Source organism: Cryomorpha ignava, assembly GCF_010686655.1.
Classification (GTDB): domain Bacteria; phylum Bacteroidota; class Bacteroidia; order Flavobacteriales_D; family Cryomorphaceae; genus Cryomorpha; species Cryomorpha ignava.
In genome coordinates this window covers 12,212-28,057 of the sequence record NZ_JAAGVY010000052.1, presented here as the reverse complement: position 1 = coordinate 28,057, position 15,846 = coordinate 12,212, and the positions used below count along the sequence as shown (strand labels likewise).

Annotated in this window: 7 protein-coding genes; 2 read left to right on the top strand and 5 right to left on the bottom strand. The window is 36.4% G+C overall.

Features of this window, described 5'->3' with window-relative positions; all coding sequences use genetic code 11:
* Window positions 1-649 precede the first annotated feature (649 nt).
* Both G3O08_RS18100 and G3O08_RS18095 read left to right on the top strand, forming a co-directional pair.
* Entirely contained in the window at window positions 650-1,321 is a 672-nt protein-coding gene (locus G3O08_RS18100; RefSeq protein WP_163286869.1) for a hypothetical protein, read from the top strand.
* 252 nt (window positions 1,322-1,573) lie between these two features.
* Window positions 1,574-5,632 (top strand): hypothetical protein, encoded by a 4,059-nt coding sequence (locus tag G3O08_RS18095; RefSeq protein WP_163286868.1) that lies wholly within the window; start codon window positions 1,574-1,576, stop codon window positions 5,630-5,632.
* Between the two features lie 256 nt (window positions 5,633-5,888).
* On the opposite strand, the gene G3O08_RS18090 is transcribed toward G3O08_RS18095, so the two are convergent.
* The 5 genes from G3O08_RS18090 to G3O08_RS18070 form a co-directional block, all read right to left on the bottom strand.
* Window positions 5,889-6,482, bottom strand: a complete 594-nt coding sequence (locus tag G3O08_RS18090; protein WP_239541343.1) for a hypothetical protein — start codon at window positions 6,480-6,482, stop codon at window positions 5,889-5,891.
* A 119-nt stretch (window positions 6,483-6,601) separates the two neighbouring features.
* Window positions 6,602-6,961 (bottom strand): hypothetical protein, encoded by a 360-nt coding sequence (locus G3O08_RS18085; RefSeq protein WP_163286867.1) that lies wholly within the window; start codon window positions 6,959-6,961, stop codon window positions 6,602-6,604.
* A gap of 335 nt (window positions 6,962-7,296) precedes the next feature.
* Window positions 7,297-9,789, bottom strand: coding sequence for a hypothetical protein (locus tag G3O08_RS18080; RefSeq protein ID WP_163286866.1), 2,493 nt, complete (start codon window positions 9,787-9,789; stop codon window positions 7,297-7,299).
* Window positions 9,790-10,273: 484 nt separating this feature from the next.
* Complete coding sequence (locus tag G3O08_RS18075; RefSeq protein WP_163286865.1) at window positions 10,274-12,001, bottom strand: hypothetical protein; 1,728 nt, start codon at window positions 11,999-12,001, stop codon at window positions 10,274-10,276.
* A 255-nt stretch (window positions 12,002-12,256) separates the two neighbouring features.
* Complete coding sequence (locus tag G3O08_RS18070) at window positions 12,257-15,517, bottom strand: hypothetical protein (RefSeq protein WP_163286864.1); 3,261 nt, start codon at window positions 15,515-15,517, stop codon at window positions 12,257-12,259.
* Window positions 15,518-15,846: the final 329 nt, after the last annotated feature.

Genomic DNA, 15,846 nt, shown 5'->3' with positions numbered 1-15,846 from the left:
GTAGAACCTATGGCCTGGCTTACTGCCGTGCTTGGCAAAATCGCCGATCATCCGGTCAACAAACTTTTTGAACTCTTCCCTGGGAATATAGACATACCAGAAAAGTTAACAAGCTTTGGTGAGTTGGAAAATCAGGCGGTGTAGTTGGTCGGGTGGATACTTTGTTGCTTACTGAAAAAGCAGAAAATTGACATTCATTCTATACGAAGTTTTGAGAAAATAATGTTATTTTTTCGTACTTTTAAATATATTGTTCAAAATTGTCGATGGCGACAATAAATTCTCCAAAAATCGGTTTTATAACAAAGCAATGGATTGCCTAAGGGTAGTTTAACCATGGTTTAACCACAGTTTAACCATTGGATAATATACGAGTTGGTATGCCGTAAGTATAAGGATGGTGTCACGATACTTTAGAGTAACACTTTAGTATGACGCATATTAGAATGGATTTACTATTTATGTGCATCGTGTTTAACACTCCTACAATTCATTGCAGTGTTTTTATTAAGCGCGGAGCGGCTCACCATCACAAACGGCTAAATTCGCAAAGATTTTGGCGTTATAATATTGAATTATTCACTAAAAAATAGAAGAAATGGCAAGTTATAAGGGAGATAATAAATACAATGGAAAAATAGGAAATTTGGTGTTTTACACATTAAACGGAAAACCTGTTGTACGGAAAAAGCGGGAGAAATTAAGCAAAGCCGAAAAAGAGAACATGAACGCTTCCATAAAAAGACAAAATAGCCGTTTGGGCGCTGTAAGTAAATTTTGTAAAATGTTAAGGTATGGAGTGCCGGAAGAATATGCAGGCCATTCGAACAGACATGGAACTCTGGTACAACATGTAGCAAAAGAGATATTGCAAAGGGACAGCATTAGCTCCAGAGATGACTTCAAGATTCGGAAAGAACACTTGCATCATTTGAACGGCGCAATTTTAAATGATGAATTCCCTCTGGAAATTTTGAAAAAATTGACGTTAACGAAATTCGAATTTGAGGGCGAAAACCTGAACGTAGTAATACCTAAGCTAATTCTGAGTAAACTGGCAAAAAAGCCGGAAGCATTTAAGCTTTGGGTTCAACTCAAAATTATTTCTTTGGAGGCATCTTATGATATAAGTTATGTGAGATTGAAGGAGTCAGATTCTATTGACTCCAATGAAAATCAAGAGATGGTTTTTTCCTTTGATGTTCCTGAAACAAGTGAAAATGAAGGTGTTTTTGCAGCGATTGGTTTTAGGAGTTTAAAAGGTGGTAAAATGATTGAGGATTTGCGGATGAATGGTTATGTTGTAGTCAACGCAATATGATACCAAAAAGATTTTGTGCCAATGTCCCTGAAAGGATCAAAATTCATCTGCTTTTTGCTTGAATTATTTCAAGTAGAACCATCTTGTTGTGTTCATTATATGAAGGTTTCAATAGTTAAATAATTTGGCCTTAACTTCGTGTCCGTACAATTGGAGCAGTTATAGAAGTCATATTATTTCCGGAGAATCAATAGATCATTTAACTAATATGTTATACCAAAAAATAGAATGTGATCTAAACACATTTTGACCATGACTTACGATCAAGAAGAAAAGTTTAAAGAACTTATTCAGTATATTTCTACTCATACCATTAATAAAGATACTAATCGTATTGATCAAAAAGCAAAAGATGAGGACTTAAAATGGAATGCTTCATTATTTCTTGCAAAGTCAATCCATTTGGCTGAGATAAGAGAACAGGAGCTTATAATAGAGCAATTTAACCAGTTTAAGAAAGATTACGAGCTACGAAGTGAAACGCATATAGATACAAGCGTATTATTTCAAAAAGATTGGTTGAGAAATATCTTGGGGATCGTAAAAATTGCGGGAACGGTATCTTCAGCTTGCTATGAATTCAAAAAAATATCCGATTACTATTATGAATTAGATTTCATATTTAATTATCTCAATAAAAATCCTGACGCAAGTAAGAATCTTACGAGAGAACTTATTAGTCATGAAAAAGAAAGATACGAAGCGGATAATGATCTTTCACTCAATATTGAATGGACTATAAATCAGCTTACACCTCATAGGAATAATAATAATGAGAAAGCCCTTGAAATTAACCCGTATTATAGCTCTTTCTTAAGTCATTGGGAAGAATTTAAATTCCTTTCAGCCTATAAAGACAGGATATCAAGCAGTGAGAACAAAGGACTGAAGATTGCTAAAAAGGATTTAGGAAATTTGCACAAATCTTTCAAACAATTTTATTCCAAAACACCTTCAATTGCCACACTTATTGGTCAAAAACTCTTCAAAGCAGAGGGAGGTTTCTACTATTTAGACTTGCACAATGTTGATATTTCTTACTGGTCAACTTTAGGAGATCCTATCTCTGCCGGTTATTGGCAATGTTTAGTTGAAGATATAAGCTTTATAAATGATGAGGATAGAGTAAAAAAGTTTCTTCACCAAATATTTTATTTTGGCTGGCATTCTGATTTCTTAAACCATACGACTGCTGCATCAAAAAAGAGATTTTTGGATGCAGCTTGTACCCTTTTGATTGTTGAACCTGATTTAAATGGAATAGATTCAGAATTCAAAAAAGTAAGTATTGATGGAAGCTTTGGTTCAAGTGAAACCCGATTGCTCTTCCATGATCGTGAAGTATATGATGATTTTACACTTAACAATACAGATCACTTTGAATTATTCGAGAGCTTAGATAATTGGGAGGAAAAAGCAAATACAACCTTTTTGTATGGACAAAGGTCAAGAGAAGATATTACCTTTTTAATTAAGGTAATTATCACCCATGATTATGAAGTGGAGAGAAAGGAGACAAAAGATGATGATAACCCCGAAATCCATTATTACAAAATAGTTTTCAAGTTACTTGAGGAATCATTAACGAAGCCATTCCTATTTTGGAACATAAAGTGCTTTGTAATTATGTGTCGCAGAGAATTTATACCGCATTTAATAAAGCATTCATCATACACCTCCTTAGCCTTTCAGTTTATTGATAGAATTGGTGAATACCTGCCACATGAAGACAAGGAAAAAATTCATAAAGTAATCTGGGTAAAATCAATTGAATTAGCAATCTATACAATTCGTTCAGTTGTGCAAAAAGGTATTGCTTCAAAGTTGATCTTTCAGATATTCAGACAACTTAATTCCAAAAAATACAATATTCCTTATAACAGACAGAAACTTACTGAAAATTTAAGCCGGAAAGAAAGAGAAGAAAAAGAAAAAGCAGTACTTAATTTAATTGAGGACAGTCCTTTACATAATCAAACATTACACGGAGGAAGCGGAAGAAATCAGTTTCTAATTCCGGAATTATTCAATGAGTTAACCAAACTTTTTATTGATCTACTCTCAAAGCCAAAATACAATAATGGAACCATAAGCTTTCCTATGCTTCAATGGGACGGAATTAGTTGGTTAATGAAATGTGGCACCTATTGGAAATACAAAACTCATTTTGAGATTAATCCTCCAGATGTTGACACGCTTACAAATTCCTTTTTCCAACTTTACATAGATAGAATAGAAGTTACAGAGATTAAAAAATACAATTTCTTCGAGATGAAAGAGGAAAAGGGGCTACCTCTATGGAGTGAAAAAATCGAAAGGCTCGAATATATTGAATGGATTTATCCTATTTATTGGATTCATGCTCAGGGTAATTTGGGAAGTTTTTTATCTCCCAAATTTCCTTTTAAAACATCGATTGAAGAGGATTATCGTGAATGGAATGGCTTTGTAATAGATAAACTCAGGACACACATTGGAGTTTTACTTCAAGTACTTCGTCAATTGGTAATCCCAAGCATTCCTTTTGGATTAGAAAGGGCAAAGCTACAGGAAATTAAATTAAGAATTGAACAACAAATCATTGACTATCTGAATCAACACATCAAGAACATCCCGGGCAAAGGTCGTGTTGATCTATTTAATTATAATAAGGAACGGGCTTTTCAAAGATCTGAAAAAGAAGCGTTGTTACCGCAAGTTGCGCGAGCCTTAAATTGGTTCTCCAAGAAGGAACAAATTATTCAAGCCATTATTGAGACACAGGATATAGTAAAAATATTAACTATTGCTAAATGGATAACCTCAGCAGGTGTCAAAAATAAGTTAATAGAAAAAATTAAGCAATCAGATATTAAAACCTTTTTAGAAGAGACCCATTGGATTCCGGAAATTCAACAAGCCCTTTTGGAAATAAGTAATTATCCGCAATTGATACTCCAGATCAATCAAGTAGTTGAGTTTTGGAAAAAAAAGGTGTCAAAAAAGAGCCGGGAATATGAAATCCAGCTTTATCAGACCAAGATGCTATTGGCTTACTTTGATAATGATGAAGAGAGGCTGGATACGATTAATGAACCTGATTCGCGAAATCATTCACCGAGTGAATTGTCTAATGGTGACTATAAACAGTTTTACAGGGGACTATTAAGATTGAAAGATAGTCCGGAATTTTCATATTCCATATTCAGTAAGTTAAGCATGAAATATCCTCAATATGACTCTCTGGCTTTAAATCGTATGGCAGCCAAAATTAATATAGCAGATGAAAGCAAAGATTTAAAAATCTATAAAGAAGCCTTGGAAGAATGGGAAGTTTATGCATTACAGGTAAATATAAATAAAGAGGAGGATTTGGGTTCAACATTCATTACTAATAAATTATACATACTTCTCAAACAGGGAGATTATGATGAGTTGGATAGTTTTTATAGCAAACTTGAAATGCCTTATCAAATGCTACCCGATGTCCTAACAGTGAAAGTTGAAAGTCTCATAGGGAGAGAGAGAAAAAAGATTGAAGAGGCTTCTGTTCTTCTGGAAGAAGCTGAGAATTATCATCAGTTTTTGGGAGCCGGAGAAAATGAATTTATTGAAGCACTCAAAGTCAAAGTTGGAGATATTGATGATGTTGAACTGCTCATTTCATATTATTCAAGAATTTTTAATAGCTCTCCCGAGAAACTTATTGAAATATTGCCACAGGACTTAAACGGTCAAAGACAATTGCAAACTTTCATAATGACAGAAATTGCCGGTGCAGCAAAAATGATGTTAGATAAGATCGTCTCTCTTTCTGATATTAAAAGCGAAGATAAGTATAATGATGTTATTCAATTACTTCTAAATGCCAAAATGAATCCATGGGGCTGGTTTATTACAGATCAATCAAGAGGTGGGTATTCAGATTCTCAGAACAAATCTAAAAAGAGACAACCCGGCGAAAGAGATCTTAAAATATCCAACAAAAAAGGCACTTTTAGCGTATGTGAAGCTTTTATTTATAGAAGGCCCGCCACCGCTAAAAGACATTTAAAAAAGATCTTCGATTATTATCACCAAAGAGATAATCTTCACATTCTTATTTATGATTTAGGTGATTCGATACAAGCAGGTATAAATTGGACAAAATATCTTAACTCAATTCTGCCAGAAACTGATTATCCAAATGAATTTAAATATATTTCGAGTAAGGATGTAAGCATTGATTTTGGTCATAAAAATTCAGCCATAAAAATTGCGCAATCAATACATGAAGGAGATATGACATTATATCATATTTTTGTTAACCTTAATTACAATGTAAATAATTAAATCTATCAGAATATTGGGGTACTAATCCAATAAAACATATCCAAATTATAGTTTCCCATTTCATCAAAATTTATTGTTTCTCGTCTTCCAAATTCTTTGCATCAGATTTATTCTCTTTCTTCATTTATCAGGCTGTTTCGGTTCGATTTGTGCCATGTGTGCAGCGGAGGAGATCAAAAAAACCTGAGACCAGTTTAAAGAACCGAACTCAGGTTTAAATGTTATTTGAAATAAAAGTAGTGAGAAGTATAAAGAACTACCATTTTCCACCACCCACATAAAAGCCGACAGTTACACCTAAATAATTGTTTGTGATAGATCCCACTTCATTTCCGTCAACATCCTGAAGCGTTGACTTAGGAATGAAGTCATACTCCAATGTGAACCTAAACTTAGATGCTTCAAATCCTCCACGGATGAACCCTCCAAATTTGGTATTCGCATCTAAATTACTATCATTAAATTCGTCACCGTCTTTTGCTGAAACACTGGCAAGGGTATATGCTCCTACTCCTGCGCCAACAAAAGGATTGAATGATCCACCCAAAACAAAGTAGTAATCATAAGTAGCCATATAGGAGGCATTAGCAGAAATGTTAGCTGACTCAAATTCATCACCACTATCAAGCTTAACAGCTTTAGCGATAACCGCAGAACCGTAACGGAAACCGACGTTCATATTGTCTTTTAAGTTATACTTTAGTTCCAGGTCGAATAAAAAGCCTGCACCACCCGATGGGATAGCAACGCCAAGGTTTAAGCCACCTCTGAACTTACCTTCTTCCTGAGCTTTAGCATTGAAAGAGATACCCAATAAAATTGCAATTGATAGTAAAATTGTTTTCATCATTTTATTTTTTTTGCGAATTTAACAAGAATTTGATGAAACCCGGTGTACTAATTTGTTAATTGCTTCAGAAACGGGATATTTAACAAAACCTTGTTTAGGAAACAATGTTTTAGAAATCCCTAATTCCAATTTTCACAGATCAAATGAGCGGTGAAATTATAATGTCCCTCATTTTTGCTTATCACCAAATTTATCAGTCCGCTGAAGTTGATAGCTGGGTCAAGCGTTTTCTGATCCATTATGTAAAAAGTACTGCCCGAGAGTTCTTGCTTTTGGAGCTCAAAGTTTCGGTCTTTAAACCAGGTTTTATTCAACTCTGCTATTAGGGAGGGTGATTGACTCTTTCCGCCCGTTTCGGGCTTTGATTCTTTCACCTGACTACGACCGAGGGTGATTCCCGGGCGGTACTCGTCGATAATTGAAGCAAAAAAGCTCACTTCGGTGCTTGAAATGCCCATCCCAATTTCAAATATGTTCATTAAACCAAGTACTTTTTTAACTTACCCCGGTAGGTCTGATAACAATCATCTGGAACCAATAAAGCAGGGCAAAAAATAGAATGATAAGAGAATACTTTATGAATCTTTTTACCTTGAAGATAAACATAAAACATGCTGAAATTATAAAATAAATCAATAAAATGTAGGGGAATATTCTGTAATAATCGGATTCGTAAATGAATAGTATGGATGAAATTCTTAAATTATAAAAAAATACACTACCGAAAATTATAGTCAGATATAAGAATAGATGATCTAAAATAAACAAATAAACTCCAAAAATTAGCCAAATGGAAAGAACTAAATTCTTCATGTTAGAGAGTTAAATTTTTGACGAATCCTAAGAATTTTGATTCAAATGATTCTTGTATCTTGTTTAAAACCCATACTTCCGGTTGGCTGAAGTCCATAAATTCACTAAAATGATTAATAAGATTACTTGGAAATGAAAAATTCAAACGGAGAGCAAAACCTAATGTAGCTATAGATTCCCGACTTGTTAGCCAAAATTCTGCATAGTCAAAAAGTCTATTGTTATAATCCTTCCCTGTGGGATTAGCAATACTGTATGGTGCTTTTACTTTTGCCCAAAGTGTCGGATCATCGGGAATCCATACAAACCCACCGAAACCATCTTCGGCCAAAAAACCAAAATAAAGTGAAAATATTTTCCAACGGTCCTGTGCGGTGTACAGAGAATAGGATGGATTAGTAGGTAAGTTGATTTCGGATCTTAGTTGCGCTTCACCCTTATAATAAAGGGTAAAAACATCACTAAGTTTCAATTTACCTTCGTTTGGCTCATGATCATTGAGAACTTGGTATGCCCTGTAAATACCAATCGAGTCAGCGTTGCCATACAGATCAGCTCGTGGGGCTGAGTAGTCGTAAAACGCATTGAAATTAGTGTCTGGGGCTTCATCCCCTGCATACGGACTTTTCCCCGATTCTTCCCAAATAAAAAAATCTGTTACAGGTATAATTACATTTGCTATCCATCCTGCCAAATCATTTACTATCTTAACAGGAAAATTTTCATAAGAGGGGCTATATGTGCCTATAGCTGGTTTGTTGGACGCTAAAATTTCAGATGGTGGGTAATGCTTTTGATAAAAAATTGATTCAAAACCATAAAGTACTTGACCTAAATCAATAAAATATAGATTATCTACTAAATATGGACTTGGGTTATCCTTAGTGCCATTTTCATTTGCGTGAGAAGTTAATTGAGAATATGCACTGAGATTACTAAATCCAGATGCGAGCATTTCAAAAAACCCCAAATTTCTATCGTGATATCTAAGCTCCAACTTGGCCAAAGGAAGAGTATGTTCAAAAATATTCCCAGTAGCAAATTCGCTAATCAACATATCTGTTAAAGAATTATTAGAATTAGTATTGTACTCACCGTAGTAGTGTCGCCTTATTCGAGTTGATGTTTGTACAGCAAAGGCATCTTTCGCTGAATAAACATCCTCCACGACCTTCAAAGCCTCAAAAAAATCATCCACAGTCAAAATACCACTAAGAGCAGGCTTCAGCTCCACCACATTCCCCGCCGCTTCCGAATTAAGCATGCCATAATTAAAAGTCAGCAAATCAACACCAAGTCCTGCCGTGGTTTTTGTGCCGCTACTCGTAGCACCATTTACTTTTAAGGCTGCTTTTCTATACGGCACTTGATTATTATCAGACTCCATGCTAAAGTTTTGAAACGAAAGCAATGGCGCATGTATGGTGGTATCCAAATTGGAAGGTATAGAAATTGCATCGTATTCACTTTTGCTTATCACCAGATTTATCAGACCGCTGAAGTTGGTAGGTGGGTCGAGCGTTTTCTGATCCATAATGTAAAACGTACTGCCTGAGAGTTCCTGCTTTTGGAGTTCAAAGTTGCGGTCTTTAAACCACGTTTTATTCAATTCTGCTATTAGGGATGATGATTGGCTTTTTCCACCCATTTCGGGAGTTGATTTTTTCACTTGGCTGCGTCCAAATGTTATCCCTGGGCGATACTCGTCGATAATCGACGCAAAAAAGCTCACTTCTGTACTTGAAATGCCCATGCCAATTTCAAATACACCTGCAACACCCATTTCGTTTCGGCCATCAATAAATCTTTTGCCTAAGCCGCTTATCCATTGCGTGGTCGAGCCTGCCGCTACATCGGGCACATAATTTGCCGGTCCAAAAGCATTATCGAGAAAATGTTCTTTTTGAACTACGGTACTTGGTAGTGCTATATCGGGATTCTTCTGGCGGATGTTCATAAGCTTAGTAGGAAAAGCAGGTGCGGTATGACTAGAAGCAGCTGGGTTATTCGGTAATTTAAACGTAAAACCACTTGACCAAGGTGCAGCAAGCACCGGGTTTGTTTCTTGTTTAAATTTCATTGATGATGAAATATTAATCAGCGTATCACTTATCAATTCAACTGCATAGTCTGCGTAAAGCAAAGGTTCCGGGTTGTAAATCTTTCTAAACTTTACATGCAATTCATTAAATTCCGTAGTAGCATTGGCAGGTGGGCTTAACGTTAATATCGGCCAGTAATCTTTGTAGTAATTGGCAGGTGCGAAGGTGGTTCCGTCCCACGAGATTTGAATATGCTCTCCATAATCGCTGTCGCCAGTCTGCCCTTCATTGTCTTTATAGTAATTAAGCGAATAGCTGTTTTCGTTGCGAATATCCAGATAGAGGGTGTTGCGCGTTATGAAGGTTGATAAAAGGGTTGTGTAAAGCGCATCAAAGCCTTTTACGGGTTCTGCTTCGTCAGGTATATTTACACCTGCTTTAAAAAAAGTCATGTACCATGTTCGAATCCATAAAATATCTGATCAATATCTATTATATAGCTGTAATTTAAATAAGCATGCGAGTTATTTCTTTAAATAGTTGTAAGAATCTTAAGTGACAAAAACAAAACTACAGATAATACCATTTATTCTCCAATATTCTAACGAAATTAGGAGACTTCGGGAAGAGCACTACTAAAAATCCAAAATGAGAACAAGACCAATAGTCCAAAGAGTAATAAAATCACACCATATATAATAAATTTTCGTAATTTAAATATATATATGAACGCAAAATAAACAACAGCATAGGATAAGTAAATATAAGGGAACCAAGATATATAAGTGGCTTCAGATACACCTATAGAGTAATAAAGTGAGTTTCTGGAACTTCCCAAAATGCTTAGAATAAAACATACATCGATTACGAATATATATCCGCCTAAGCCTAGTAAGACAACAAAAAAGACTTTTTCAAATTGCTTGGATGAAGCCGTCATAAAGTTAAATTTTTTATGAACGGTAGAAATTTGTTCTCAAATGCATTTTGGATGAAACTTTCGACCCATTGAACCGGCTCTTCAAATTCTGTGAATTCAGAGAACCTGTTTATATCTTCTTCGTCAATCTCATTATTAAGTAAAAGCGAAAATCCAGTACCTGCTTCCCTTTTTCGTCTTGTCAACCAAAATTCCGCATAATCAAACAGCCTTTTATCGTAATTTTTACCGCTCGGAGTTGAAGCACTATATTCGCCTTTTACGGTTGTCCAATTCGGAGAGTCGGGAACCCAAATGTACCCGCCTGTTCCATCTTCGGCCAAAAAACCAAAATAAAGTGAAAATATTTTCCAACGGTCCTGTGCGGTATACAGAGAATAGGATGGATTAGTAGGTAAGTTGATTTCGGATCTTAGTTGCGCTTCACCCTTATAATAAAGGGTAAAAACATCACTAAGTTTCAATTTACCTTCGTTCGGCTCATGATCATTGAGAACTTGGTATGCCCTGTAAATACCAATCGAGTCAGCACTGCCATACAGATCAGCTCGTGGGGCTGAGTAGTCGTAAAACGCATTGAAATTAGTGTCTGGGGCTTCATCCCCCGCATACGGACTTTTCCCCGATTCTTCCCAAATAAAAAAATCTGTTACAGGTATAATTACATTTGCTATCCATCCTGCCAAATCATTTACTATCTTAACAGGAAAATTTTCATAAGAGGGGCTATATGTGCCTATAGCTGGTTTGTTGGACGCTAAAATTTCAGATGGTGGGTAATGCTTTTGATAAAAAATTGATTCAAAACCATAAAGTACTTGACCTAAATCAATAAAATATAGATTATCTACTAAATATGGACTTGGGTTATCCTTAGTGCCATTTTCATTTGCGTGAGAAGTTAATTGAGAATATGCACTGAGATTACTAAATCCAGATGCGAGCATTTCAAAAAACCCCAAATTTCTATCGTGATATCCAGGTTCCAACTTGGCCAGAGGAAGGGTATGTTCAAAAATGTGCCCAGTAGCAAATTCGCTAATCAACATATCTGTTAAAGAACTATTAGAATTGGTATTGTACTCACCGTAGTAATGTCGCCTTATTCGAGTCGATGTTTGTATAGCATAGGCATCATTCGCTGAATAAACATCCTCCACGACCTTCAAAGCCTCAATAAACTCATCCACAGTCAAAATACCACTAAGAGCAGGCTTCAACTCCACCACATTTCCAGCGGCTTCCGAATTAAGCATCCCGTAATTGAAAGTAAGCAAATCAACACCAAGTTCTGCCGTAGTTGTTGTACCGTTACTTGTAGCACCATTTACTTTCAAGGCTGCTTTTCTATAAGGAACTTGGTTATTATCAGCTTCCATGCTAAAGTTTTGAAACGAAAGCAATGGTGCGTGTATTGTAGTATCTAAATTGGAAGGTATTGTAATCGCATCGTATTCACTTTTGCTCATCACCATATTTATCTGACCGCTGATATTTGTCGGTGGGTCGAGCGTTTTCTCATCCATAATGTAAAACGTACTGCCCGACAGTTCTTGCTTTTGCAAGGCGAAATTGCGGTCTTTAAATTTGGTGAACTTCGAGACTTTCATTCCAATTGTATATGCGTCTGCATAAAAAGTGCTCATGTATATGTACTTGGTGGTTGAAGAATAAACATTGTCATCCAATAAATCAGCCCAAATACAATAATCAATATTAACCACTTCAACTGTTGTTTGACTTTGAATAAATATACATATAGACTATATACTATAGAATAAATAATCAAGACATAAGGATAAATGACATAATACTCAGATTGATGAATTCCTAAGACGTTTGGCACACTCAGAAATACCATCGCCTTTACGAGAAATAATGGTGAACCTAACAACATGACTATAAAAATAAATAGAAAATCGAAAATAAACAGATATATTCCTAATAGACGGATAAGAATTAGCACAAAGGATTTCATGTCACATTGCGAGATTTTTGACGAATGATAGAAATTTTGTTTCGAAGAGATCATTTAATACGTTTTTTATCCACAATACGGGTTGAGTAAAATCAGTATTATCACTGAAATGATTGATTAAAAAATCTGGATATTTCATATTGGACAATAAGTATATACCAAGAGATTTAGTCGATTCTCTTCTTGTCAACCAAAACTCGGAATAAAAGAACAATCTGTTGTCATAGTCTTTACCTATTGGGTTTGATGAACTGTACGGGGATTTTACTGCCGCCCAGAGAGTTGGTGAATCAGGAACCCAAATATATCCACCAACGCCGTCGTCAACCATAAATCCAAAGAAAAGTGCAAATATCTTCCATCTATTACCTGCAGTATAAAACGGATGGCTTGGTGAGGAAGGTAAAGCAATTTCTGGACGAAGGAATGTCTCACCTTTATAGTACAAAGTGAATACATCGCTCAACTTTAATCCTTCATTATTGATGTTTTCATTTAGCACTTCATACGCCCACAAAATTCCAATTGAATCAGCGTTACCATTCAAATCTACTATGGGTGCAGATATATCATAGTATGCTTGAAGGTTGGGTGTCGTGGGTGCGTAGTCTTGTTTAATGGGACTCGCGTCATCCCGAACATGAAGAAAGTATTCTGTGGCGGGAATGGCGATATTCGCTAACCACCCAGCAAGGTCGTTGACGATTTTTACGGGAAAATTTTCGTACGAAGGGCTGAATGTGTTGGATGGGGGTTTATCCATGTCCGACGGTGGAGTGGGAAAAATACTGGAAGGCGGATAATGTGGCTGATAAAAGATGGATTCGAAACCATATAATACTTGGCCCAAGTCAACATATCCCAAATCATTAACCAAATATGGACTCGGATTGTCTTTTACTGCGTTTTCATTGCCATGCGAAGTTAATTGATCATAAACATTTACTCCACTAAAAAGTGCCCGAGTCGTAAACGGAAGTCTTTCAAGTTTTCTATCAAATATGAGATCAACCATATACTCGGCCATTGGGATACTATTATTAAAAATTTTACCATACACATTATCTTTGAGATCGTAAACATCAGGCATATCCTGCTCGCCCCCATAATAATGCACCCTTAGCCGGGTGCAAATTTCGATCAAATTATCACCAAAATCGAAAATGCCTTCTCTCTCTCCATACACATCTTCAACTACCTTAAGCATTTCGATAAATCCATTAACTGTGATGATTCCGTTTACAGCCTCTTCCAACTCCACCACATTTCCAGCGGCTTCCGAATTAAGGATACCGTAATTGAAAGTAAGCAAATCAACACCAAGTCCTGCCGTGGTTTTTGTACCGCTACTCGTAGCACCGTTTACTTTTAAGGCTGCTTTTCTATACGGCACTTGGTTATTATCAGACTCCATACTAAAGCTTTGAAACGATAGCAATGGAGCATGTATGGTTGTATCTAAATTGGAAGGTATTGTAATCGCATCGTATTCGCTTTTACTTATCACCAAATTTATCAGACCGCTGAAGTTAGTAGGTGGGTCGAGCGTTTTCTGATCCATAATGTAAAACGTACTGCCCGACAACTCCTGCTTTTGGAGCTCAAAATTCCGGTCTTTAAACCAAGTTTTCTTCAACTCTGCTATTAGAGATGATGATTGGCTTTTTCCGCCCGTTTCGGGAGTTGATTTTTTCACCTGACTGCGACCAAGTGTTATTCCGGGGCGGTACTCGTCGATAATTGACGCAAAAAAGCTCACCTCGGTGCTTGAAATACCCATCCCCATTTCAAATATACCCGAAACGCCCATTTCGTTACGGCCATCAATAAACTTTTTGCCCAGTCCGCTCACCCATTGTGTGGAAGAACCCGCAGCCACATCGGGAACATAATTTGCCGGGCCAAAAGCATTATCAAGAAAATGTTCTTTTTGAACTACTGTACTTGGTAGTGCTATATCGGGATTCTTCTGCCGGATGTTCATAAGCTTAATTGGAAAAGCAGGTGCGGTATTACCAGAAGCAGCTGGATTATTCGGTAATTTGAATGTGAAACTACTTGACCATGTTGCAGCAAGCACGGGGTTTGTTTCTTGTTTAAATTTCATTGATGATGAAATATTAATCAGCGTATCACTAATCAATTCAACTGCATAATCTGCGTATAACAAAGGTTCCGGGTTGTAAATCTTTCTAAACTTTACATGCAATTCATTAAATTCCGTAGTAGTATTGGCAGGTGGGCTTAACGTTAATATCGGCCAATAATCTTTGTAGTAATTGGCAAATGCGAAGGTGGTTCCGTCCCACGAGACCTGAATATGCTCTCCATAATCGCTGTCGCCAGTCTGTCCTTCATTGTCATTATAGTAATTAAGCGAATAGCTGTTTTCATTTCGAATGTCCAGATACAGCGTATTGCGCGTAATGAAGGTTGATAAAAGGGTTGTGTATAGCGCATCAAAGCCTTTTACGGGTTCGGCATCGTCAGGTATATTTACACCTGCTTTAAAAAAAGTCATGTACCACGCTGCGGGATCCATAAAGTTCAGTATGGCTTCTCTTTGGCGCATCTTGGCGATGGGTTGATTGCCGGGAATATCGCCAGATTGGGGTGTGGTGGTTGTAATTTTAAAATCAGCAGCTCGCACATAAGCCAAATCTGGTTCATAGAAATGTTCTTCCAGCATCACTTCAAAGCCTGCATTAAGCATATCAAATTTTGCAAGCGTTTGCCCCGCCTGAATGGCAGCTAACTGAAAGTCAGAATTATCAGCATTGAGGAGCTCATTTAATGAGTCGGTGCCTGGATTTGAACTCGTATCCCATCCTACAGCTGCGGTGTTGGGTGATGTAGAATCGATTGTGGAAACAAGCGTTTTCAGCATATTGTATTGCTGCCAAATACTATTTACCAAATCAGAAGCATCTGGATGTGACTCGGCTAAAAATGCATCAGAACCCGTTAGAATATTGCTTTTTTTAAGACCACGGTAAATAAAATATTTTACTGCCGTGTAGTTATTCTCTATCTGATCGGCCAACATTGGAAGTAAATCTAAATTTACCAGAGAATTGTCAGTTGCATGGGGCTGAAGAAAAACGTAACCTGTGCATACGGCAATGGCATCTGCTTCAGATGAGAACTGCAATTTGCTTGCTACCATATACTCCGTGTTCTCATTGCCAGAAACAGGACCATAGGATGTCAATTGAGCGTTTAGTTTAGATGGGTCAGTGAAAAAATGGGCGGTAGATGGCATGGGAATGAGTTTTTATATATTTATTGTAACCACAAACCCTCCAACATAGAGTCAGCTATTGACAGCATCAACCAATAAAGTAACCCCAATATAAAAATAATCATAAAGAATTTAATGAATCTCCTCGCATTAAAGACAAAGATTAGAACTATAAATATTAATGAATAAAGTATTAAAATATAGGGATATATTTTGTGATAATCTGGGTTTGAAACTCCTAACAAATTGGATTCATTTAAAAAAACTAAAAAATCAACAAGAAACGGAAAAATAGAATGAAATAAAAGCACGCACAAAATAAGGAGTAAATCAAAAACGAAAAGAAAGAA